The sequence below is a fragment of the Saccharospirillum sp. genome (genome assembly GCF_039982735.1).
In the GTDB taxonomy this organism is placed as follows: Bacteria; Pseudomonadota; Gammaproteobacteria; order Pseudomonadales; family Natronospirillaceae; genus Saccharospirillum.
Genome location: NZ_JBDWXV010000019.1, coordinates 100,011 through 124,497 on the forward strand (window position 1 = coordinate 100,011; position 24,487 = coordinate 124,497).

Genomic DNA, 24,487 nt, shown 5'->3' on the forward strand with positions numbered 1-24,487 from the left:
CGGTCATATGCGGAAGACGGCAACAGCCCGCTAGAAACCCATTACAAGCAATAGCATCGACCTATGAATTCTTTAGCTCTGATAGTGGACTCTGTGTATGCTCTGTTAGGCGATTCTGACCTGTTAGACTAACCTTAGTGCAACGCTACTTTATCAAAGGGAGCAATTGATGGCTGATAGAAATACGTTCTGGAAATTGTTCCTTTCGCTCTACATCTGCGCATTCTCCATTCTCTTCATCAAAAGAGTCCTGGTAGGGTTTGATCCAAAACACATGGTAGTTACCCTATTACTAAGCGTCAGTAGTTTATTGATAATCAGACAATTTACGTTAAGAAAAATAATGGTCTTTGCAGGTTTTCATCTAGGGATAGAAAGAACTTTTTTGAGGGCATTCTTTTTAGCGTTTGCATTGTATATGATTGCTTCAGTTTTCGTGATTCTAATCTACCCTTAAACTGTAGAAGTAAATTGTAGACACCCATCACAGTCGATAGCATAAAACTTTGACCATAGTCTTCCTGTAGAACGTTTTGTGCACGCCCTATTGACTTATGAAGAGCAAGCTGGACACCCATCACAAAAATAGTCAAAACCTATGGACTCTATGATCTTGATAGTCGACTAATGTGCATGTCCTACTAGTCGGTCGCCTATTGTGCATGTCCTATTAGGTCGCTTTAAAAAAAGAGCAATCTTCTGGATACCAATCTCAGGCAATAGCATCGACCTATGAACTTTTCAGCTTTTATAGTCAGCTATTGTGCATGTCCTGTTAGGTCATCACACAGACCCTTCCCCCCATTCTCGAACACCTTAATATCGACGCTGAACACTGGCTCTATAACACTCAGCACTTTGAAAGCCAGTTTAAAGGATTGGTTGGCACTGCAATCTCAATAAGCGCAAAATGCCAGCAGTTCAGCTACCGGCGAACTCCCGGATTAGCCTTGGCTGCGCAACTGACTTAGCCAAAACTTTCCTCGATACTCAATTAACAAGGCAGCCTGAGGCAGTTGTGTGCCTGAAAAAAGCGATAATCAGCCAATCTTCCCCTTTCTTCCAAACTGACGTTAATCGGCGGTACTGTTTTTCAAATTACTGAATCGATGTATGGCCTGTTTTCTATTCTTTCTCTAAAGTGCCTGTCCAATGTGGCTTGTGTCACAGGGCAACCTGAGGCGCTGCTGCGCTTGGAAAGCATAAATTTAGCAGGTTTTCATACAGATTAACCCTATCCATTAATTCTCTTGCAACGCATCTAAAACATATTTCTATGACCGAGGTATTTCAAACTGTTTTTACTACGGTGCCTGTCCATTTAGGCTTTTAGGCCGTTCTTCTAGTCCAGTCCCTAAAATCAGTTTTTATAACCAAGGTATTGCAAATATTTTTTACTACTGTGCCTGTCCTGTTAGGCGCGCCTTGTTAGAGAACCAGATCGTTGAACATATTCCTAACACTTTGGTTATTTATTTCTGCTCTCTTTCGCCCCCCTTGCCCTCGATCAAAACTATCTTTTTCTAATGCGTCAAGCTTGAAATAAGCATAATTAAACTTACCTTTATCACTGTCTTTTACAACATGATATTTAACTATCATATTTTTACCTAACTGAATACCAGCCAGAAGCAAATGAGCATCAAATTTATCTAAATTTGGATGAATGAATTTGTAATGTTTAGATTTGAATACTTTACTCGTCAAGACAATACTGTCCTCTAAAAAGTCCACTCTATTCTTTTTTATACTCATATTACAACGTTTACATGCAACAGATAAATTCTTCATAGTAAACATATATCTTAGGTAAAGTGACTTTGGCAGGATATGCTCAATATCTAACACCATTCTAAATTCACCTTTAACATTTCTGCCGCAATAACAACACCTCTCATTAGTTTTAATTATGGAGAAGTCTTTAATTTTATCTTTAACCTTTTTTAGCTCTGGGTTGTTATCCCAACCGTTGTGCCCTGCTAATGCAGCACTTTTAATATTCAAAATCTCATCACGAGTGAATTTAACACGATTAACCACCATCTCCCCCTTTAATATCTGACATTACCTCAATGATCTCTAAAACACCATCAACGAATTCTCTTTGCCTAACGTCATATATTTTTTGTTTTTGTTCTAAGACTTTATCTCTAGCATCTTTATAGTCTATAAGATTAGCGTCATAATCATTGATTACATTGATGAGATAATCAGAAAGGTATCTATTCTCCGGGGTTAAAACTCCAAAAACTTCTGACATAACTTCTTCATTATTACTGCTTTCTCTTGAAATCTCTTCTAGTTTGTATTCTGATAACCTGAACAATTTTGAATCTTGATTTTCCAAAGGAATAATTAATGGCGAGTGGCTTGCAATAATAATTTTCGGCTTATATAAGTAAAACAAATCTAAAATTTTGCTTATATACTCTTTTTGCCACTTAGGATGTAAGCTGTTTTCAGGCTCATCTATAATTATTACTGAATCGCCTGTAATATGTGACGATATATGCAAAAATGAAGACATCATCATTAACTCACCTGAACTGGCATTCTTTAATTCTACCGTACTATATTCCTTTTCAAGATACAGATTTACAGATGATATTATTTTTAGCTTCTTTAGAATACGTTCGTGCTTCAATATTGTTGATAATGTAGTCCCATAAATATTTCCAGCAGTTAACCCAATCAAGTTTAAACTTAATAGTTCACTAAAACCGGGCAAATCAAGGTGTCCAAAGTTTTCTCCATAATTAGATATGATAGTGAGGATTTCATTTTTATCTTCATCAGACATCGTTAGGTCATGTTTGATTAGTTTTTCATTTTCAGGATCATAACCTTCAACTTTTATGCCAATACGCGCTTCATAACCGCTATACTCAAGCGCTCTTACTAAATACCTCACTCTATCAGTGTCGACAGAATCTTTAAAATAGAGAGATTTTTTAACAAGCTTTTCAACCATATTTCGTCCCTGTCGACCTCCAAAAAAATGAAATCGACGGCTGCGAATATTAAATTTATCATGTACAGAAGTAGCGATCCCGATAACATTCATGCCAGAATCTATAAACTCTTTTGCGATAGAATTTAAGTAATAACTTTTTCCTGAACCATTTTCTCCGATGATTATATTTACATCATATTCTGAAGCCGTTCTTTCAACCAAAATACTATCTTTCAAATCAATATCACTCTTTCATTGTGAATGTGCCTGTCCTGTTAGGCCACCGCTGACGTTGTTTTAGGAGCGCTGTATTCCCAGCCTTCTATAACCCTTTCGTTTCCATTTAAGAATTGATGCAGATCATCAGGCCATGTTTCGGGGAAATTAATAATAGTAGTATTAGGAATGTAATGATCTCCTTGAAGCCTAAGCAGCCACTGACTTTTTTATAGCTAGCTATTTTTTAAGTGCCCACGAAGAGCCATCGCCTCGATATCATGTTCACCAACATTCTGAGCTCTCTTCACAGTCAGATCACGTTTTAAAATCGCCAAGTCAAAAGCCAATTCCGGCGGGCCTGCACCATTCAAAAACGCTGGTAGTACATAGAATGCTCCTAACTGTTCATATGACTTCAAAAACCTCTCTAAATTAGTTCCGTTGTCAGGCGTCATAGTCATAGACCGACTGGCCATTGTCATCACTTGATTTGGCTTAAAATCATCTGTTTCCGGCAATTTAGAAGTTATTAGGACGCAATAGTAATGTTCATTTTTCTCTGGCAGTTGACGGATAATGGATAAAGAAATTTCTTCATTTTCATCTTGTGTGCCAAACCGTTCCCGCCAGCGTTCAAAAATTTTCCTGCCACCTTCTTCATTTTTAAAAAGAAACGCCACACATGGGGGCTGAGAATGGCTGAGTTGAGCATAAGCCGTTCCTTTCCATTGCGCCTGATCCCAAGCATGTACATCAATAACCGATTTGACGCTATAGGCTCGATGATCTTTCGGCATAGGCGGCCTGTCGTTGCTTTGAAATTCTGGATCGTCTAGTTTTTCTTCCGTAAGTGGAATAAGCGTTACCACCGGGCGTTTGCTGCGCAATGCGTAAGATTGCTGTATGACCTCTTGCCAATCTGATAGCCGGGAAATGCTTCGCGTCGCGACTCTGTGGTAACTGGTAGAGGCGAGCGCCACCATCGTCATTCTGTGGTGCAAAGCCTCATCGGCATATAGTTTTTCCAAAAACGCTTCCGCATCTTCGATAATGCAGCATGTGGAAAGGATGTAGCCTGATACCTCTGCCCAAAATTCATGAATCTCGCTTTGATTGTCAAAATTGCTGGGAGAAAGATCAGTAGGCCAGGTGATGGTGCCAATCATATCCATGGTGCTTATCTCAAAGGATGGCTCGGATACTCTTTCACTTTGTATCACATTAAGCCGAAATTTTTCTGTGTGGGGGACAATACGTTGTTCAATCGCCGTGGCAAAAAACGCTTCCAAAGAACCCATAATAGCTTCCGCAATAAGGACGGATTGAGCACTTCCTTCAATATGGATTTCAACAGCCATACCCAGAATGGTTGTGTTTAAAATCTGCGCCACTTCAGTATTCAGAACAAGAGGCCCGCGTAGATTTTGTGCAACCGGCTGACTTGCTAGCACTGAAAAAATCCTGTTCACGTCGTCATTGGATTCTTCCTCGGGCAAACTACCGTCGGACCGCAGAACATCCACGTGACCAAGCGTAAAAAGAAGGGCAGACCGCGCCATGAATAATCCCAGCGCCTCAAGTATATCCGGCAGGCTTTCCAGTTTGCGAAGATTGGTTTCATCCAAATTCAGGAGCACGCTGCCAAGTGCCATATCCAGCTCCCGAATATCCTCGCCGACCTTTTCTTTTGAATCATCTGTTAACGGTAAAGCGGACAGAGCGCCGTTCAGCAATTGGATCGCAAACAGAAAATCAGGAATGTGGCGCAATTCCAATGCTATCCACGCCCAGATTTTCATTGTTGGAACAAAACTGACCGGCAGTTCACTATCTTCTTCGCCTTCCATAACACAGGATGCGGCAAGGAAGGCGCAGCTTGCCCGTGCTGCCCACAATAGCCCTGCACTCCGATAGGCAAGCATCAAAAGCTGAAGGGCTTCGATGAGATGGTCAGCATATTCCTTTTTTGTCAGCCCTATAGCGGCTTTGCCAAGCAGGCGGATCATTTCAAAGTTATTATCAAAATCAAGCTTCTGCGCCCTCTTAAGAAGTATCAAAGCGCCTTCAGCCTCGCTTTTCCGTTTGGAAACAAACTCTGCTGTTTTTTCCACCAAATCGTTATATGCGGGATCATTCCCGGCTAAATTCCCGGCGATCTCCACAATTTGCACCAGCCGGTCAGCTTTAAACTCGCCAAGCCCGTTTGCTTTTTCCAAGACGGCAGAAAAATCATACCAAACGCTGGCCAGTTCATCGCGCTTGTTATTGAGCATAGCTTGGTTCATCCGGATAATGAGAAGAGAGGTCTGCGCTTCAAGAGCATTGTTGGGGCGGTCTTTATCCGTGGCTATTTTTTTCACCGCCTCTTTAAGCCTGGCCGTGCGCTCATCAAGTCTGCATTCGTCGCGGGACATATGATCATGAATGACCGAGTTCACAAAAAGCTGAAGAAGATTACACAAAAATTCCAGATTTATGGCATGGTCAGATTTAATTGCCAGCGTTTCAAAAGCCTCGTATGAATCCGTTAAAGACTGAAAATCATCAAACCACCAGAATGCTGTCCAGATATGTTCGTATTTGGCTTCCAGTTTTTGCCGGTAAGTACCATCCGCCTCCGCCAACCTGATAGCACGGAGAAACCTGCCATCGGTTTCTGTGCGGGGGAGCTCCATGTTTCTAGATAACTTCGCTGCTAAGAGAGCTTCCGTGACCCGTTGTTGTTCCATATCCTTAAATGCGTCAGGATCAACAATGGATTTTTCAATCTCTGTGAGTTGCTGCACGCGAGAATAATCCGTCGGCCCCAGCCTAAGCGGATCGTCCTTGGTTTCTCCAACATTCAGGTAATTGTAGGCAATGTCTTTACGGTCATTTTCTATGATCTCTTTTATGATCCATGATCGGTCGTGAATTGTAACCGGAATACTATATTGCTCTGAAAGCTCATCCTCGATACGGGCACGATCCTTATCCCGGGCAAACCTGCTCGTAACAAAAATTATTCTTTTGTAATCACGCTCCGTTTCAACAATACCTTTCACATCACTCCGAACTTTGCTTGACCATTTCTTTTCAGCACTAAAAGCAAAAGCCCATCGTTCTTGTGCTGATTTTTCTTCGCCGATATAAAATAGAGCTGCAATTTCTTCAGTTACAGGGTAAGTTTCGGTATCAGCTTTACTATCGCCCCCACCGTCCGGGCCCGTATGGGCACGCAAGTTCGGACAAATTGTTCGTTCACAGAGTTTCCGGCAAAATATTTCAAAATCATGAGTTTGATTGCGTGAGGTAATCGATTCCAGATGATATTCCAAGGTTGGCGGATCTAGCAGATAGGCAATTCGGTCTTCGGTATCCGAATAATATTCAGGCCGAAGCGCTCTCATAAACTGAGACGGTATGACTTTCCTTATTTCTTCGCCATCACTATTGGTCATTAATACCGCTACTCGCCACTATATTGTTTATCTGTTGCTGACAACCTAGTTTATTCAAATTATAAATGTTCGCTTTGGGTCGAAAGCGGATTTACTAGGCCCACCGTATAACGTCTAATTCAGCCGCGCGTCTTTTTGCGTCGGCTGGATTTACTGGTTAGTTTTTCGGCCTGACAAGCCACTTGTTCTTTAACGTTGGGCGCTAAAATCCCGATAACTTCGATTGCATGCTCAACTACTACTCTCGCGTCCTTTCTATTCTTGAACTTTCCTGCATGCGCCACCTCATTTCGATGTGTATTGATTGAGTCTATTTTCTGTTGAATAGACTTAATCTCATCCCATTTGCCAAGCGATTTAGCTGCTGGAGTTATTAACTGCCTTAACTTACCAGCCATACCATTTGCGGATTTTAAAAGTGAATTAACAAAGTCTCCAGGAAGGCCGTGCCTCTCCTGAAGATAGTGCCGCACATAGATATTTGAGGCAATTTCTGAAGAAGTAGCTACTCGCATTATAGAGGCCGACCAATCTTCCCTCTCGAATAGACCCACTGCTTTCTTCCAATTGGACAATAGCTTTTCGTCATCGGTTCTTTCGTCGTAAGGTTTTTTGTTCGATTTACCCAAGAGTACGATCTCCGAAAGTAGAAGCTAACAGTTTATCTATGGACTCTCCCCGCTTTGCACGAAAATCAGAGTAACGTCTTGTGACTGCATTTATCTATTCGGTTTCACTCATTGAGTGACCAAGATGGTAGTTGCCTGCGCGCTCCTCATTATTCAATCGATATCGAGTATCAAAACTGTTATCAGGCTATCGCGCAGTCAGTCAGGCTGACATTCATCTAATTCTCAGCAAATCATTGAGCATCCTCTTCATTTCTAATAACTGCTACACCACTTTACCGGCCATAACAGCCCATGCCATACGTGCTTGCTTCGCCGCCATTGCGATGGCCACTACATTCGTGGGCCGACGTTCCACTAACTGGCCTACCCATTCCTTGTTTCTACCCCGCCCTCGGTTGGCCATTAGTAGTACCGATCTAGCACTCTGTACCAGGAGTTTGCGAAGGTAACTGTCTCCAGTTTTGGTAATACCACCCAACTTGGCCTTACCTCCACTAGATCGCTGCTTTGGTACTAGGCCTAACCAGGCGGCAAACTGTCGCCCGTTCTTAAATGGCTTGGCACTACCAGCTGTTGCAACAATGGCAGATGCTGTCAGTGGCCCTACGCCTTCTAGGGCTAGCAGGGCCTTAGCTTGTTCATTGCTCTCAGCCCACTGTGTGATCCTTTTCGTGAGAACGGACTCTCGCTCTTCAACCTGAGCTAGCGCTACCATTTGGTTATGCAACATCTCTACAGCAAGACTTGGTAGTTTTTCTTCATCCAAAATGGCCTGCATATTTCTGTGTACCGCTTTTGCTCCTTTTGGTAGCGAAATCCCGAACTCTAATAAGAAGCCGTGCATCTGATTGATTAGTGCTCTACGTTGCGATACGCATTGCTCTCTTAGGCGGTGCATCATCAAAATTGACTGCTGCTGTTCAGACTTGATGGATACAAACCTCATGTGCGGTCTGGTCACAGCCTCACAGATCGCTTCTGCATCATTAGCGTCATTCTTGCTTTTGCGTCGGTACGGCACAATAAATCGAGCATTCATCAGGCGGACATCATGACCTAGCTTCATCAATTCTCTCGCCCAATATTGACTGCCTCCACATGATTCGATACCTATTAGGCATGCAGGCAAATTGCTGAAAAACGTCAATACTTTAGATCGAGTCAGGTTCTTACGACAAATAACTTGACGGTTACTGTTTTCAATGTGAATCGATATTACCTGTTTGGCAATATCGATACCGCAATATGATCCTAGACCTTTCATACCCACCTCCCGTTTGCCCTGGCGTCAATTGGTGACGCGGACATTATAGGAGAGAGTCCATACCATTATTCAGATCAACTAATGCACATCACATTACCCAAGACCACCAAAAACATCCCATCTCACGCCAGTTCTCTGAAAAAACCATTCCAGAGCCTTCAATCTAAAACCAGGCCCTTTCTATGAACTACACGTCAACCCACAAGAACCTGCAAATCTGTAGGCTATCCGGGATAACCCATCACATTTGCAACATATCCACCGAGATATTCTGGATATGTTGCACATCCCGTCCCCCCTTCGTTCTTTGACGCATAGCTATAGGGTGATTCAATAGCCACTGGGATGTGCACGAATAGCCGAGGCGATCAAAAGCTGCATGGGCCAAATTCTGCTGGCATTCCTCGGATTTGATCGGAATATATATGGTGGTCGAGACGTACTGTTATGCAGTCGGTGAGAATCGTTCAGATTCACTACCGCCCGGCCGGTTACAGGGCACACCAAGTCAAATTTAGTTGTCCGTTCACCATGGCACTCTGTGACGAAGTTGGCAAGTACATATCTGCTGAGAGGTGTCATTCGCGCCCCCCTGTATGTGAGGGTCTCAGGTTTGGCTTGCGCCCCAAAGGCCTTCGACGGGCACAGGCCTAACGGGGTGGGGTTCTGTGGTTGGCTGTAAGACTTGAAGTGCACCCTCTCCCCGGCCCTCTCCCGCAAGCGGGAGAGGGAGCATAAATCTGGAAGAGTGCCCTCTCCCCGGCCCTCTCCCGCAGGGCGGGAGAGGGAGACTTTAGTTGGGTGGTTGCTTTCAGGCTCTGAACAGGTCCTGTTCTATGCCTGCGGCTTCAAACAAATAATCCCGACTCGCCTCCAACTGCCCACGCAAGTGGTCTACATCCACATCCACCAGCTTGCCCTGCCATTTGCGGATTTTGCCGGCTACCAGCACGGTGTCTACGTTGTTGCGTTCCATTAGCGTCACTACAGCACCCGGTACATGATTCAACGGCGCAACGTTAATGGCTTCGGCATCCAACAGAATGATGTCAGCTTCTTTACCCGGGGTAAGGCTACCGACTTTGTGGTCCAATTTCAGGCCGCGGGCGCCTTCCAGGGTGTGAAAACGGATGCAGTCGCGGGCGGTGAGCAGGCCTGGCAGGTTGTCTTCACCGGCCAGGGCCTTTTCGTTTACGAAGGCGCGTTGCAGCGTCATGGTGGAGCGCATTTGGGTGAAGGGGTCGGCTGTCATGGTGCATTCCACGTCGCTGGAGAGCGAGGGTTGCAAGCCCATGTCGAGGCATTTCTGAATCGGTGGCATGCCGTGGCGCATGGTCATCTCGATGGGTACTGAAAGGGATACGTGTGAGCCTGCATCGGCTGCTGCCTGCCAGGCCATGTCGCTCATGCCGGTCATGTGAATGAAGATGTTGTCGGCACCGAACTGGCCGTCGCGTGCCAGTTGGTCGAAGGTGTCGGCCATGCCGAAGGTGCCGACTACGTGCAGGGCAATCGGCAGGTTCAGTTCGCGGCCGATGCGCCAGGCTTCTTCGTAACCCGGCAGGTAGATTTCGCCGCCCATGACCATGCTGGTCAGTTGGTCGTCGGAGGCAAAGTGTTGCTGGCGAATGCGAGTGGCGTCTTGTGGGTATTGGGCGCGGTCGCCCCAGCCTTCGAAGTAGCCGAACACGCCGCGGCGGCCGGCGTCTTTCAGGCCCAGAATGGCGGCGTCGGAATGCTCCGGTGAATGGTGGATCTGGCTGACGTCCATTACCGTGGTTACACCGGCATCGAGTTGCGAAAGCCCGGCGAACAGTTCGTTGATGTACACGTCTTCGGTGCGGTAATGCATCGAGAAGTTCTGCAGAATCGTCTCGTAATAGTTGCGCTCGCTGTGAGGTTGGCCGTCATTGATCAGAATGCCATCGGCCAGGAAGCTGCGCAGGGCGGTTTCGAACTGGTGGTGATGTGTGTCGATGAAGCCGGGCATGACTACTTTGCCTTTGGCGTCGATGACCGCTACGTCGTCACCCACGCTGATGGAGGGGGCAATTTGTACAATGCGTTTGCCTTCGAGCAGTACATCGCCCACGGGCAGGTCGGGTATGGCTGGATCCATCGACATGACGGCGCCGCCTTTGATCAGGGTGCGGCGGCCTTCGTTGCCGATGCCTGAGGGCATTTGAGATTGGGTCGAGTGAGCGGCGGCTTGTGCGCCCCCGGCCAGTAGCGGCATGGAGGCGGCAACCGCGCCAGTCGCGGCGGCCATTTTCAGGAAATCTCGGCGGCCTTCGGAATGGCCACTGGCTTTGTTAGCGTCACACAGTCTGCACATGGGAGCGTCCTCTTGTTGTTTTTGTCTTGCCGTTTGTTTGTGTGTCCGTCGCTGTGGCGGCGGCGTTTTCATCGGTTCACTCTTCGGCTACCGGCCGGTTTACAACAGCCGGCAGCTTTCATCAAAACTCAGGCGCGGGCCGCGCGCGTGCAACCGGGTTTCATCACCGTAACCCAGGTTGCAAATAAAGTTGCTGCGCAGGTGCGGGTTCTCCGACCCAAAGAAACTCTGGTCGACCTTGTCGTTATCGAAACCGGAGATCGGGCCGCAATCTAGCCCCAACGCCCGCGCGGCCAGAATAAAGTAGCCACCCTGGAGGCTGCCATTGCGAAAGGCGGTTTCTTCGCGCAGGGGTTCGTTGCCCACAAACAGGGAACGGGCGTCTTTGTTGTGTGGAAACAGGGTGGGCAGGTGGTCGTAGAAGCGGCGGTCGTAGGCCAGTATGGCGGTGACCGGCGCCTGGCGCACTTTGTCGACGTTGCCTTCCTTTAACGCAGGCACCAGTTGCTCGCGCGCCTCGGCCGTGCGCAAGAAATAAATGCGCAGCGGGTTGCAGTTCATGCTGGTTGGGGCCAGGCCGGAAAGCTCGGCTAACTGGCGCAGTTTGTTGTCGTCGACGGGCCGGTCTTGCCAGTAGGAAAACGTACGGGCGCCGTAGAACAGTTGGTTGAGCGCGCAATCATCCAGCGGGGTGTGGCGCGCGTCTTCCAGGGGTGCGGTCGACAATGATGTCATGGCAGCAGTCACCTCTAATATAGGTAAGCCAGCGTGGTGGAGAGCGCTGGAAACACCGTGAGCACGAACAGTGCAAACAGCATGGCGATGAAGAAGGGCGTTACCCCCTTGAAGATTTCTTTTACCGAGACGGTGTCGTCATTCAGGCTGGCTTTTACCGTGTACACCGATATCCCAAACGGTGGCGTGACCAGGCCAATCTCAACCGCGACCACGGTAATCACCCCAAACCAGATCAAGTCGAGCCCGAAGAACTGGGCAATCGGCAGCACAATGGGCAACACAATCAGCATGATCGACACCGAATCGATGATGCAGCCCATTAGGATGATCACCAGCAAATACACGAACAAAAATTCATACACGGCGAGGTCAAGCGAGGTGACCCACTGCGCGACGGACATCGGCAAACCGGTGAGCGCCAGCATGCGGCTGTATAACGAGGCCGCCAGAATCAGAAACAGAATCGACACCGCCACGTGGCCGGTTTCACCCAGCACCTTGTAAAAAGAGCCCCAGGTTAGGCGGCGCTTGGCCAACGCCAGCACGAGTGCGCCACAGGCGCCGACGGCACCGGCTTCCGTGGGCGTGAAGAAGCCTGAGTACAAACCACCGAGCACGAGCAGCATTAAAATCAGAATCGGGATCAGTTTGCTGGCCAGGGCCAGGCGTGATGGATTTATGCCTTCCGGGTCGGCAACGGGCTGGTGGCCCTTTTGGTTCATAAAGTCCGGGAAGGCATAGGCCAGCACCATGATGGTGATGCAGAAACTCACCGCCAGAATCAGGCCCGGGATAATACCGGCAATGAACATGCGGCCCACCGATTGCTCGGCCAACACACCGTAGACGATCATCAACAGCGAAGGTGGAATCAGCATGCCCAGTACCGAGCTGCCCGCGACCACACCTACTGAGAATTTCGGGGTGTAACCGTGGCGACGCATTTCGGGCACAGCGACCTGAGTGAACACCGCCGCCGAGGCAACGCTGATGCCGGTGATGGAGGCGAAAATGCCATTGGCACCTACGGTCGCCAACCCCAGGCCACCGCGCACTTTGCGCAGCAGGCGCTGAAACACATCGAAGGTATCGCGCCCAACACCGGAGACCACGACGAGTAAGCCCATCAACACAAACAAGGGCACCACGCCGTACAAATAACTGCCTAGCGAATCGTTCGCGGCGGCGGCGACCATGCGCGTGGCCAGGCCGGAATCACGCAGGGTGGCAATGGCGCCGAACGAGACCAGCATCAGCGCGATGCTGATGTGCATGCCGATGTAAATCAGCACCAGCATGACCACGACGGCGACCAGGCCAATTTCCAAACCGGTCATGAGGGTTCTCCTGAACTGGGGGCGGCGGGTGTGTTAATGGGGGTACCGCGCACCACGCAGAGGGCTTCGCGCACCGCCAGCACCAGAAATTGCAATACAGTGACGGCCGCGCACACCACCACCACGGTACGAATGGGCCAGACGGGAAAGGTGAACACCCCTTCCACGCCAAAGAATTGATTGCGATTAATCGCGCGCATCAGCACCGGCACGGTGCCCTGATACACCACGCCCAACATGGCGGCGCCCGCCAGGTAATAGAGGGTGGTCAGGCTGCGCCCGATGCGAGGGAATGAGACGGTAAAGCCGTAAATAAAGATGTCGGCCTGGGCCAGGCGGCCGTGGCGCAGCGTGCTGGCCAACTGCAGGAAGACGATCATCACAATCGAGGCAGCGACCATTTCGGCCACCCCATCGATGGGTTGGTTAAACAGATTGCGGGATAACACATCGGCACAAATCAGTGCCATGATGGCAAAGATCAACAGCGACCCGGCGGCGTTCAGCCCATCCACCAGGTAGCCAAAGAGACTGTTACCGGTGCCCTGGCCGAAAACTAGCGATTTCACGTTCATGGCATACTGCTCCAGGGAGTGACCGTGGTAACGGCCGGGCACCCGCCCGGCCGTTGCGTCGAGGGGGTACCGAACTCAGAGTTCGTCCCAGGCGCGTTCTGGCTGCACGCCACGCTCGCGAATGGCATTCATGTAGGCTTGCAGAATGTCGCTTGCGGGCAGGTTGCGGGCTTCGTTGTTATCGACCCACTGCTGTGCCAGGTCCGGCATGCCATCGATCCACTCCTGGCGCTGGGCTGCTGTGAGGGCGGTGATCTGAACCGGGTTGTTGCCGTCGGCACTCAGTTCCACCATGCGGTCGAGCGAGCTCTGGTAACGTTCGGCCAGGTCGCGGCCGTGGGCGGCGGTGTACACCGCGCCGGCTTGCTTCATGGCATCCTGAACGGCCTCTGGCAGGCTTTCGAACCGGTCGCGGTTAATGGCAATACCGCCGGAGAACACCACGCCCAGGTTCACCTGAGTGATGTACGGGGCCACTTCATAAATGCGCGCCGGCAGTGCACCGGTTGCCAGGGTAACAACCCCTTCAGACACGCCGGTTTGAATGTCGGTGTAGTAGCTGGCCAGGGTGCCATCGACCGGGGTGGCGTTCACCGGGTCGAGCCACACACCCAGTACGCCCGGTGCGGAAATGCGACGACCGTCGAGGTCGGATAAATCGTTGACTGGGAAGTTGGTGTAGATGTCGTAGGTATCCGACGCGGTGGCGCCCAGGAACACCACGTTGTTGCCTTCCCATTCGTCGGCCAGTTCGGGCTGGTCGTTGATCAGGTCGACGAACACGTCAAGAATCAGTTCCGGGTCACTCGTTGTGAACGGCGTGTAGGCGCTCAACTGACTCAGCGGCATGCGCGAGCCTTCCAGATAACTGAACACCCAACCGATGTCGGCAATGCCATCGCCGACCGACGTCAGGGTCGCGTTGGCGCCATACAACTGGCCGGCGTAAGCCTCGGTCCAGTTGATTTCATAGTCGCCGCTTTCCGCCAGAATGCGGTCGACTTCGGGAATGAAGACGTTCGGAATCATGCCGACCCAGGGGATGGTGGTGGGGTGGCTGGAACCGACGGTCAGGTTAATGGTTTCTTCGGCGTTCACCACTGTTGGCAGTGTGGTGGCCAGAGTCAGGGTAGCGGCAATGGCGCCCCGGGTGATGGTTGTTTTCATGGCTTCGTCTCTCTCTTGTTTTGTTTTTAGAGTCTTGCGTTAACAACGGGTCGTTTGTTTGTCGTCAGGCATTGATCGGTGATTGCGGCAAGCGCGACTCACCGGGCGATAAATCAAACGTCAGGTCCAGCGTGCAGTAAGCGCCGGTTACATCGTCATCCGGTGCCTTGTCGTCGTTGTGCATCGGGAAGTCGATGGCCAGGTCGGCACTGGTGACCCCGAACACGCAATCGGATTCAACAAACAAATCGTCTTCCGGGAAAATCTGTGTCACCAGGGTGGCGTGGTCGTCGGCCGATACCGTGAAATGCAGGTGCGCTGCGCGGAACGGGTGGCGGCCCTGGGCGCGAAGCATGTCGCCGACCAGACCGTGGGTCGGAATCGGGTAGCTGGCCGGGCGAATGGTGCGGAAGTGAAACTGGCCGTCGCCGTCGGTGCGGAACTTGCCGCGCAGGTTGTTGGCGGGCATGGTTTCATCCTGATTGTCGTACAGACCTTCCGGCGAGGCGTGCCAGACTTCGACCAGCGCATTGGCCAGCGGTGTGCCGTCTTTATCCTGCACCCGGCCCCGCACGAACAGGGGAATATCGGTTTCTTTGGGCTTATCCCGGGCAATGTTAAAGCCGTTCGGGTATTCCGGATCCTTGCGGGTGTAAAACGGGCCGAGCAAGGCGGGCGACATTTGATCGGCATCACGGTTCTGGTTCAGGATCATCACCAGGGTGGAGAAGCCGAGCGCGTCGGACATCACCACGGTTTCGTTGTGCTTGCCGACGCTCAAGTGACCAAGGCGCGTGACGGCATCGAGCGCCTGGGTGAATTCTTCATCGCTTAGTTTCACCTCGCGGCCAAAGGCGTGCAGGTGTTTGACCAGGGCGGTGAGAATTTCGCGCAGGCGCGGATTCTCAGTCTGGCCCATGGCCTTGATGACGATCTCGGTAATGTCATCCGGTGTGGATGGAATACCGTGGTTGAAAATGTCTTCTTTTTTCGGCAATTCGAACATGGGGTTGGCCCTCACTGTTTCTTATTTTTTGCGTGCCTGAAGTTCGGCGACGATGGCGTCGCGGTGTTCATTCAATGTCGGTGGTGCGGTAATGCTGACCGGCCGTTCTCCGTCGTAGGATACGGGTGAGCGCACCGACCGGAAGGTGCCCATTTCGGGATGCTGCGTTGAAACTTCCAACTGCAGGTGTTTGAACTGCACGTCTTCGAGCACTTCATTCGAGTCGTACATCGGGGCATGCGGCACGTCTTCGGCTTCCAGTCGCTCGCACCATGTGTCGCGGCTCTGCTGTTTGAAGATGGGTTTGAGCACCTCGATCATCGCTTCCTGATGGTCGATGCGGCCTTCACGGGTGCTGAAGCGCTCGTCTTGCAGCAGTTCCGGGTAGCCGATGGCATTGGCCAGGCCCTGCCAGAATTTCTCGGGCGATGACATGTGCAACGCCACCCACTTGCCATCGGCGCATTCCATGACGTAGCTCTGCGATACCTGCGGGCGGCTGTAGGGCCCCATGATTTCGCCTTCGGAGAAATAGTGGGTGAAGGCATCGAGATTGAAGTGGCACATGGCTTCGAGCATCGAGACTTCGACTTTTCGGCCTTTGCCAGTCTGGCTGCGTTCGTACAGTGCACCCAGAATGCCGTAGGCCGCGTAAAAGCCGGACATCGCATCGGCCATGGCCGGGCCGACCACGCGGGGGTTTTCCGGGTTGATCAGCAGTTTCAGAAAGCCACTGGCGGCCTGGGCCACGGTGTCGTAACTCGGGCGGCCAGCGTGGGGGCCGTCTGGCCCGAAGCCGCTGATGGAGCAGTAAATTAGCCCCGGGTTCAGTTCCCGCAGGCGGTCTTCACCCGCACCCAGACGGTCGGCGGCGCCGGGGCGAAAGTTCTGAATATACACATCGGCGTCGCGAATCAGGTCATCGAAAATCGCCAGATCTTCGGGCTGTTTAGTGTTCAGCGCGATGCTGCGTTTGTTGCGGTTGTAAGTCTGGTAGTGCGGGCTGTACAAGCCGCCTTTAAAGGCGCGAAACGGGTCGCCAGTGCCCGGCATTTCAACCTTGATCACGTTCGCCCCCAGATCCGCCAGCAACATGCCGGCGGCCGGACCGGTGATGAAGGTGCCCTGCTCTATCACGGTAATGCCTTCGAGTACTTTGATCATCTGTACGGTTCCTCGGTGATCAGGCTGTGTAGCCGTCGGGTGTCTCGCCGGTGTATTCCAGGTGTTGCGTGGCCTGGTAGGAGAGCGCAAAGCCACTCGGCTGCTCGGCCTCTTCCGAAAGATGCGCAATCAGACTGGCTGTGCGGGCCAGAATTGGAATGCCGCGCAACGCGGAGACCGGAAAATCAACACCCAGCAACACGGCCGGAATAGCCGCCGATACATTCAACTTGAGCGCTTTGCTGATCACCTTGGGAATGGCGCGTTCGACCGCCTCGGCGGTGGCGATGAAGTCCAGATTCGCACCGGCATCGCGGGCGACCTTGAACAAGGCATCAACACGCGGGTCACGGGATTTATGCAGTGGGTGGCCATAGCCCGGAATCGGCTGACGTTCGGCCCGAAGCGCCTGCACTTCGGCCAAAGCCGCGTCGTCCAGGCTGGTGCCGTCGTTCATGCGTTCGCGGATGCGCACAAACATTTTCCCGGCGGTTTCCGAAGCACCGAGGATGACCGGACCGCACCCCAGAATACCGGCGGCGACGGCGCCCTGCAGGGCATCGGGCGCAGCGGCGTAGGTCATGCGGCTGGCTTGAACGCTGGGCACAAAGCCATGCTCGGCGATGGAGACCAGGGTGGCATCGACCACCTTGCGCGCGGTGTCGGAAGGCTGTTTGCCGGTCAGCAACAGCAGGAAGTAGTCGGTAAAGCTGGTCTGGCCGATCAGGTCCTGGCAGAGGTCCTGCCCGCGCACGACGATGGTGTGTTCGTTGGAAGTGCAGATGGCCGTTTTCGGCGTGGTTTCGCGCCCTATCTTCATGGTCGGCTCCGGTGTTTATTGTGATTGTTGTCGAGTTGCCCTCACGTTATCCCCACCGAACCATTTACAAAAATGATATATTTCGATATTAATGATCGATACCATCGATAGATAAACGCACAGCCAATCGGAGCGACCATGGAACTGAGGCATTTACGTTACTGCGTGGCGCTGGCCGAGGTGCAGAACTTCACTCGGGCGGCTGAGCGCACCCACGTCACCCAATCGACGCTGTCGCACCAGATCAAACAACTGGAAGATGAACTGTCGGTTGCCCTGTTTAACCGGGATGGCAAGTCGGTATCGCTGACCCAGGCCGGGCGTGATTTTGTAGACACGATTACCCCCATTCTGAAACAAGTGGATGCCGCCGTTGGGGCGTTGAAAGCGCCGCCCGATCAACTGACCGGGGAATTGCGCATTGCGGCCACACACAGCTTCAACGTGCAGCTTATTCCCCAATGCCTCGCCGCTTTTATGGATAAGTTTCCGCGAGTGAAGGTGGTGGTCGAAGAGTTATCCGGCGATCAGATTGCCCAGGGCCTGGAGACGGGTACGCTGGACCTGGGCATTTCCTACCGGCCGGCAGTGCCACGCGGGCTCTGGTTCGAACCCTTGTTCAATGAGGAATTGAAACTGATCATGAGCCCGAACCATCCGCTGGCGAAACGCAAGCGGGTGCGTATGGTTGAACTCAATGGCTTGCCGTTGGCGCTGCTGACCCGCAATTTCTCGACCCGGCAGTTGCTGGACGAGTGCTTTGACGCCGCAGGGGCCGAACCGCAGGTTGTGGCCGAAATGAACGCCATTTCCCCCATGGTGGAACTGGTGCGGCGCACGCGGTTGTGCAGCATCGTCTCCGACAATGCCCTGAGCGGCGAGCCGGATCTGGTCGCGGTGGCGCTGGAAAACCCAACGCCGATTCGCACCCCTGGCCTGCTCTGGAACCGCAACCGTGAACGCCCCCTCGCCACGCGGTATATGGCCAATATTATTCGCGAACTGGCATTGCAGGGGCAGCCTCGATGATGGTGGGTCGCCACCTGCGGCAAGGCTATCTGTAAGGAAACCTGGCCCCGCCTTAACAATCCACATACAGATGCGTGTCTCTGTACTACACTTTTCTCTATAAAAGGACTTACTTATGGAGCACACCATTGAGTCTGAAGTACCGTTTCATCTTAATAACGGCCGGGCTTATATTTGTCTCGTCATTGATTGCGCTGTACCTCTTTAACCGCTCCGCCACGACGATCATTGAGCAGTGGGGGCAACGGATTGCAGAGATACAGGTGCTCTATGACAGCGCCCGCCTGTCACAACCACTGGACCGGGAAATCGCGCTGTCGCAGCAATTCGCGACCTCAAGCGTCATTAAGCGCTGGGCCACAAACCAGAGTGACCCGGAACTCACCCGCGAAGCTGAACAGGAAATGGAACAGTACCGCCAGAGCTTTCGCGACCGCAATTTTTTCGTCGCCCTGGAGAATACCGGCGACTATTACTTCAACAATGCAGACAATGACTACGCGTCGGCACTGCATCGATACACTCTGGATGAACAAGCCGCCAAAGATGCCTGGTTCTATCAGTTGGTAGCGGCCGGGCGGGATTTTCACCTCAACGTTAACCCGGACCCCGAGCTGGGCGTCACCATGCTGTGGATCGATGCCCAAATTCGCACTGACGCGGGCGAGATTGTCGGCCTCGCCGGAACAGGCCTTGAGCTGGGGCCCTTTCTGCGCGACATCGTCGACCTTAACCAACCTGGCATCACCTCGTTGTTTCTGGACGCCAACGGCGCCATTCAACTCTATCGCGACGCGTCGCTGATCGATTTCGCCACCCAGGTTAAACCCGACGGCCAAAAGAGCACCATCGACCGGCTACTGGATACTTCGAAAGACGTGACGGCGGTAAGGCAGCTAATGCGCGAACTGAGGCAAAACAGTCAGGCTGAGACGCAGGTTGAAACGGTCTTTGTGACCCGGGAAGGGACACGCCACCTGCTCGGCATTGCCCACTTACCGGACATCGACTGGTTTGCCGTCACCCTGATCGACCTGACCGAATTGATGCCCGTAGAGCCCTTTTTCCGTACCCTGGCACTGATGTCGGTGATGCTGATAGCCAGCCTGGTCATGATCTACCTGCTGCTGAATCACTGGTTTTTGACCCCGATGCAAAAAATGGGCGGCTCGATGCGTTCTCTGCAAAATGGTACGTTCAAGGTAGAGCGCTTACCCAAAGGACAGCGAGAAGTCGGCCGACTGATTGCGTATTTTGGGGAGATGGCGGAGTCGATTCTTCGCCATACCGATGAACTGGAAGATCGCGTACAGGAGCGCACCCGCCAACTGGAATCTCTGGCCCGCATAGACTCGCTCACCAATCTGCTCAACCGCCGGGGCCTAACAGACACCCTGGCCACCTGGCTCGACCGTGCCCATCGCGAGAACACCTCGCTCGGAATATTGTGGATCGACCTCGACCACTTTAAAGAACTGAACGACCAACACGGCCACGCCCGCGGTGACCAGGCGCTGATTCAGGTAGCAACCGTGTTGCGAGACAACCTGAGAATCTATGATCAGGCAGCCCGCTGGGGTGGAGATGAATTCTTAATTGTTATGGTCGACTGCGATGCCGACACTCTGATGCAACTGGGTGAGCGAATTCGATCAGCGATTGAAGAAACCATGCATGATGACTGTCATATCACCGTCAGCGTCGGCGGCTATCTGACCCAGCCTGACGATTCAATCGATTCCCTGCTGAACCAGGCAGACCAGGCCATGTATCGCGCCAAAGGACTGGGCAGGAACCGGTTTTACTATCACTCTGATTGACCCGACTACTGAACAGAGTGGCGGTTCGGTTGATAGGGATTGTGACCACCGTCGCGTTGGCGGTTCAGTTTTTGGCTGGAGCTGCAGCGGCAGCCGCGTTAGACAGCCTGACCCGGCTAAACGGATCAGGCACCGGCTGGTGCCGGGTTTTAAGGCAGATCTGGATAGCTCGATCGATATACCTTTGCTGAAGTGACTGTTCAATGGCTCGAAGCGAGGTCCCTTGGACACCCGGCACTATATTTGATTAGTCTAAACTATAATAAACAGGCTTCTAATAGCCGCTTAGTGTCGGTGCCTTGGTGCGCTTGTTAGGTACCGAAGCCGAGAGATTTAATTGTATGTACAATTTCTTTAGGGCTAAAGCATAGATACCAAAAGATAATTTTCTTAGGATAACCTGCAACATTATGATGAATTCGAACTCCTTTCCCCACAAAAGGAATTAGCCCATACGCTTCAACACGTTCAACATCTTCGGGTTTGAAAACATACTTACCGAAAAATGTAACGCGTAAATCGAGTTCTGTCTTGGTAACTTTGAGTTTCGCAAAAGGCCAAGTTGCGTTCATTAAGTCAATTCTAGCGCCGCCGCGCCACTTTTTTTCTGAAGATTCCATGGTATTGCCTAATGTTTACGTCTGGGGCGAGGAACGAATCCCAAGCCCGTACTTGTTAAGAGTGCAAATACTTAGTCAAGGAGCATAGGTTTCGCCGTATATTTGATAATTATTTTCAATTTCTCTTACGATTTCTAGATAGCTATGCAGTAAAGAACCATCTATTACTGTCGGGAAATCGCTTGCTTCAATTTTCCATATTTCAAATGGGTTCTCATTTAGCTCTTGATAAAGTAAGAATATATTTTTAGGATCAGCCGAGATCAATTGGTTTAGCTTAAATAATGGCGACATATCTACAGTTGGCATGACTGCCACAGTTACTGAACCTGAATAACCCTCACCATCAAACGAACTTAGAACCAACTTAAGGTTTCCTGATGCTGGCACATTGTCCGATTGCCAACCTTTCACATATATTGCCTCTGGCTTACCGTTTGTGCCCATATGGATATTGTAACCTGACCAACCACCAGGAATATTCGAACCATTGGAATTGGCAGCCAAGGGGTCACTCCAATTAATTTGCTCGAATAAATTGGAGTAAAAATCAGATATTTCGGCGGGATCTATTGCCTCTACATCAAACGTGAGCGTCTTTGTGAAATACTTCTCGTAGTCTTCAACTACCACATTAATTGCATAATCAGGAGCCTCTAATTCGACTTGCCAAAGCGTTAGAGACTCTGCGAAAACTTGCGAAGTGACAGCAAATAAAAGCACCAGTAAGTATCGATGTATCATCATTTCCCCTTTCGATTGAAGCTAAAATAGCTCAAAACGCTTATAGCACGCGCGAGTAATAGAGTCGCTGTGCCTAGTATTATTATAATGCAGACTCTACGTTCAACGCCTTTTCTAACCACAGCGAACTAATGTACTGCCCGTGCTTCTTTGCGTACTCGTTGAAAACACCTACTTCTTTAAAGCCAAAACGTTTATGTAAAGCAACTGATGCGTCATTTGGCAATGCGACACCCGACAATAAACGATGCACACCATACGTACTTATTGATGAAAACAACTGAGTATATAATTTGGAACCTAAACCTTTACCTTTAGCCCCTTTTGCTAGGTAAACTGTCACTTCTACAGTATCGTCAAAAGCAGATATCGCTCTGTACTGTTGAGAGCAGGCAAACCCTAGCAGTACTTCATTTTCTGTAGCGACATAAAGTTGATGCTTAGCGTCATTTGAGAACTGAGAGAACCATTCTTGACGGTTTTTCACTGTAAAAGGAATTTCTTCAAAGCGAGCATTGGTATTTTCAATATAGAAGTTAAAGATATCGGTGATGCCCACTACATCTGTTAATTTACCAGATCGAATTTCCATGGAATGTCCTTTTTCTATTCAAGCTAAACGCCCCCATTTAATGGCGAGAGGCTCTTTCCGAGTCCATTGCAATGGATTGTCAGTTGACAAGAAGCCCATGAATTATCATTCCTTCCTGGCTACTAATGTACTCTATGTCTGCTAGGTAGGCGCAATGATGCCCACCATCAATGTTTTCAATAAATTGAACATTCCCTTTCTTAGCTTCTATACGCATAAATTCGACTAATGCGCGAAGCCTCTTGATCATCATCGCCGGAAGTTCCTTCCGCTGGATATCAGTTGCACCATAAATATCACAAAATAACCTTGCTCGATCAATCTGATCCGATAGTGGCACTTTGTTTAAGTGTCCATCTGATTGAAAGGGAGCCCAAGTATAAATAGCGTATGCGAGGTCCCAAATTCTTGGTGCTGGATGCGCTGTATCAAAATCAAAGACACCTGAAACTTTTCCATCTATAAAGGCACAATTGTATGGGGCGAAATCACCATGACAAACGACCTCAAGCGGCTCAACTGCTGGAAGCATCCACACCATAGCTTTCACATTATGGCTTTTAACAAAATCAATTGAGCAGTTATGGATTTCTCTTAGTAGTTTGGCAGCACTGATTAAAGCTCCTTCTTTTGAAAATTCACCTTCGAGAGGAAAATCAGTGGTTTCACCATCAATGTATTGAAGTTTTTCAGACTTAGAATCGAATTCTAATACTTTGGGAACTCCCAATACCCCTTTCATACTCAAGTGATTTAGAAAAAGATGGGTCGATTTCGTCCAGGGGTTAATAGGCCGCACCACAGCATTCCCGTCCTTATAAATAGCCCCTTCTCGATTTGATTTTAGTTCTTCCATAATCCTTATTCAACTAACGCTTGCAGCAGTTGAGCGGGCTTTTTCGCGTCAAATGACTGTGATTTTTATGCATAAGGTGCCTCGATACTATAGTTCTCAAGTTCTTCACAATTATAGAGATCCACATCACTCTCAGGGGCCATTCCAATCTTGCTTAGTACCATTTTAGAACCAAAATTCTCCATCATTGAAACACCATAGAGCTTTTTGAATTCTGTATTTTCGAAGAACCAACTTATTAAGGACTTTGCGGCTTCCGTTACAAACCCTTGCCCTTCATACACATGAGATATTCCGAATCTAATATCAATGAATTCTGGATTTGGTGCATATTCTGCACCTACAAATCCTAGCTTCATTTCTGGATTGTCTTTAAGTACAAATATAAATGTACCAAATCCATGATTTTCCCAATGAGCAATTCGCTTGTTTAGGTATTCATTTTTTTGGGCATTTGAATAAGGTGCTTCATTTGGAAGGTATTTTGTCTGCTCAGGACTAGACAGTATGTCGGAAATGACATCCAGATCATTTGCGCTAGGTTTTAAAAGAAGCAATCTATTGGTTTCTATCACTTTTTACAATCCAATGCTTAACGCTGAGGTATCGGGCCGCTTTGGAGCAGAGCCGAAGGCGGCGCGGAAAAGCGGTCCCGTTGACCGCCTGGTTATGCATTAAGCCTCGCACAGGCTTCGATTTCGAGCTTTTGAAGATTCGGACAGCCATCCGCCTCCTCCACTGAAGCCAATTGGGGGCAGTTGTATAGATCAAGAACCTCCAGATTCTTTAGGCTCTCGATCCCTGCCAAACTCTCTAACTTTCTAGAAGTCAGATACAGACTTCGCAGCAGCGAGAGGCGCACACACGGTGCTAGGTCTATGTATGGGTAATTTTGGATGTTCAGCTTTTCAAGCGTAGCCACTTCCAGCAGCGATTGGAGTCCCTTTGTCCAAGTAACCATCGCCACCCGCAACCTAGTAAATCCAGAAAACTCTATCTTCCGGGCCGAACGAAACTGAAGCCCCAAAACTTCGAGATGCGGTAAATCGCCAACAGCCTGAACTCCCTTTGCATCCCAACAGTAGATCTCAAGACTCTTCAGGAACCCAAGCGAACCAAGGAATGAGAGGTCTTCGCCTTTAAACCCATAGTAATCGCTAAGGCGCAGAGCGCATA

Annotated in this window: 21 protein-coding genes; 2 read left to right on the forward strand and 19 right to left on the reverse strand. The window is 50.1% G+C overall.

Going from position 1 to position 24,487, the window contains the following annotated elements; genetic code table 11:
* Positions 1–1,428: 1,428 nt before the first annotated feature.
* From ABJT94_RS17040 to ABJT94_RS17100, 13 genes are all read right to left on the reverse strand, one after another.
* A complete protein-coding gene (locus tag ABJT94_RS17040) occupies positions 1,429–2,043 on the reverse strand; it encodes an HNH endonuclease (protein ID WP_348474774.1) in 615 nt (204 codons plus the stop codon).
* The gene (locus tag ABJT94_RS17045; RefSeq protein ID WP_348483196.1) at positions 2,033–3,190 is read right to left on the reverse strand and encodes an AAA family ATPase; all 1,158 of its coding nucleotides are present in this window, start codon (positions 3,188–3,190) and stop codon (positions 2,033–2,035) included. The genes ABJT94_RS17040 and ABJT94_RS17045 overlap by 11 nt, the downstream gene beginning before the upstream one ends.
* A 215-nt stretch (positions 3,191–3,405) precedes the next feature.
* Positions 3,406–6,612 (reverse strand): hypothetical protein, encoded by a 3,207-nt coding sequence (locus tag ABJT94_RS17050; RefSeq protein ID WP_348476309.1) that lies wholly within the window; start codon positions 6,610–6,612, stop codon positions 3,406–3,408.
* A gap of 119 nt (positions 6,613–6,731) precedes the next feature.
* Positions 6,732–7,241 carry a hypothetical protein gene (locus ABJT94_RS17055; RefSeq protein ID WP_348476310.1) on the reverse strand — a complete coding sequence of 170 codons (510 nt, stop codon included), beginning with the start codon at positions 7,239–7,241 and terminating at the stop codon, positions 6,732–6,734.
* Between the two features lie 265 nt (positions 7,242–7,506).
* Positions 7,507–8,508 (reverse strand): IS110 family transposase, encoded by a 1,002-nt coding sequence (locus ABJT94_RS17060; RefSeq protein WP_348476311.1) that lies wholly within the window; start codon positions 8,506–8,508, stop codon positions 7,507–7,509.
* 811 nt (positions 8,509–9,319) lie between these two features.
* Complete coding sequence (locus ABJT94_RS17065) at positions 9,320–10,843, reverse strand: amidohydrolase family protein (protein ID WP_348476313.1); 1,524 nt, start codon at positions 10,841–10,843, stop codon at positions 9,320–9,322.
* Between the two features lie 99 nt (positions 10,844–10,942).
* Positions 10,943–11,578, reverse strand: a complete 636-nt coding sequence (locus ABJT94_RS17070) for a malonic semialdehyde reductase (RefSeq protein WP_348476314.1) — start codon at positions 11,576–11,578, stop codon at positions 10,943–10,945.
* Between the two features lie 14 nt (positions 11,579–11,592).
* Positions 11,593–12,918 carry a TRAP transporter large permease gene (locus tag ABJT94_RS17075; RefSeq protein WP_348476315.1) on the reverse strand — a complete coding sequence of 442 codons (1,326 nt, stop codon included), beginning with the start codon at positions 12,916–12,918 and terminating at the stop codon, positions 11,593–11,595.
* Positions 12,915–13,493, reverse strand: coding sequence for a TRAP transporter small permease (locus ABJT94_RS17080; RefSeq protein ID WP_348476316.1), 579 nt, complete (start codon positions 13,491–13,493; stop codon positions 12,915–12,917). The genes ABJT94_RS17075 and ABJT94_RS17080 overlap by 4 nt, the downstream gene beginning before the upstream one ends.
* Positions 13,494–13,568: 75 nt before the next feature.
* The gene (locus ABJT94_RS17085; RefSeq protein ID WP_348476317.1) at positions 13,569–14,660 is read right to left on the reverse strand and encodes a C4-dicarboxylate TRAP transporter substrate-binding protein; all 1,092 of its coding nucleotides are present in this window, start codon (positions 14,658–14,660) and stop codon (positions 13,569–13,571) included.
* A 64-nt stretch (positions 14,661–14,724) separates the two neighbouring features.
* Entirely contained in the window at positions 14,725–15,666 is a 942-nt protein-coding gene (locus tag ABJT94_RS17090; protein WP_348476318.1) for a dioxygenase, read from the reverse strand.
* A gap of 21 nt (positions 15,667–15,687) precedes the next feature.
* Entirely contained in the window at positions 15,688–16,830 is a 1,143-nt protein-coding gene (locus tag ABJT94_RS17095; protein WP_348476319.1) for a CoA transferase, read from the reverse strand.
* A 19-nt stretch (positions 16,831–16,849) separates the two neighbouring features.
* Positions 16,850–17,650, reverse strand: a complete 801-nt coding sequence (locus ABJT94_RS17100; RefSeq protein ID WP_348476320.1) for a citryl-CoA lyase — start codon at positions 17,648–17,650, stop codon at positions 16,850–16,852.
* A gap of 138 nt (positions 17,651–17,788) precedes the next feature.
* Between ABJT94_RS17100 and ABJT94_RS17105 the strand changes: the two genes are divergently transcribed.
* Both ABJT94_RS17105 and ABJT94_RS17110 read left to right on the forward strand, forming a co-directional pair.
* Positions 17,789–18,679, forward strand: coding sequence for a LysR substrate-binding domain-containing protein (locus tag ABJT94_RS17105; RefSeq protein ID WP_348476321.1), 891 nt, complete (start codon positions 17,789–17,791; stop codon positions 18,677–18,679).
* A 128-nt stretch (positions 18,680–18,807) separates the two neighbouring features.
* Positions 18,808–20,499: a diguanylate cyclase gene (locus ABJT94_RS17110; protein WP_348476322.1), complete on the forward strand. Its 1,692-nt coding sequence runs from the start codon at positions 18,808–18,810 to the stop codon at positions 20,497–20,499.
* Positions 20,500–20,810: 311 nt separating this feature from the next.
* Here the strand turns inward: ABJT94_RS17110 and ABJT94_RS17115 are convergent, their stop codons facing one another.
* The 6 genes from ABJT94_RS17115 to ABJT94_RS17140 all read right to left on the reverse strand — a co-directional run.
* A complete protein-coding gene (locus ABJT94_RS17115) occupies positions 20,811–21,119 on the reverse strand; it encodes a hypothetical protein (RefSeq protein WP_348476323.1) in 309 nt (102 codons plus the stop codon).
* Positions 21,120–21,194: 75 nt separating this feature from the next.
* A complete protein-coding gene (locus ABJT94_RS17120) occupies positions 21,195–21,866 on the reverse strand; it encodes a hypothetical protein (protein WP_348483195.1) in 672 nt (223 codons plus the stop codon).
* 79 nt (positions 21,867–21,945) lie between these two features.
* Positions 21,946–22,455, reverse strand: coding sequence for an N-acetyltransferase family protein (locus ABJT94_RS17125; RefSeq protein WP_348474496.1), 510 nt, complete (start codon positions 22,453–22,455; stop codon positions 21,946–21,948).
* A 79-nt stretch (positions 22,456–22,534) separates the two neighbouring features.
* Entirely contained in the window at positions 22,535–23,311 is a 777-nt protein-coding gene (locus ABJT94_RS17130; protein ID WP_348474497.1) for an aminoglycoside phosphotransferase family protein, read from the reverse strand.
* Between the two features lie 65 nt (positions 23,312–23,376).
* Positions 23,377–23,886 carry a GNAT family N-acetyltransferase gene (locus ABJT94_RS17135; RefSeq protein ID WP_348474498.1) on the reverse strand — a complete coding sequence of 170 codons (510 nt, stop codon included), beginning with the start codon at positions 23,884–23,886 and terminating at the stop codon, positions 23,377–23,379.
* A gap of 92 nt (positions 23,887–23,978) precedes the next feature.
* On the reverse strand, positions 23,979–24,487 hold a 509-nt coding region (locus ABJT94_RS17140; protein WP_348493934.1), incomplete at its 5' end, for a leucine-rich repeat domain-containing protein.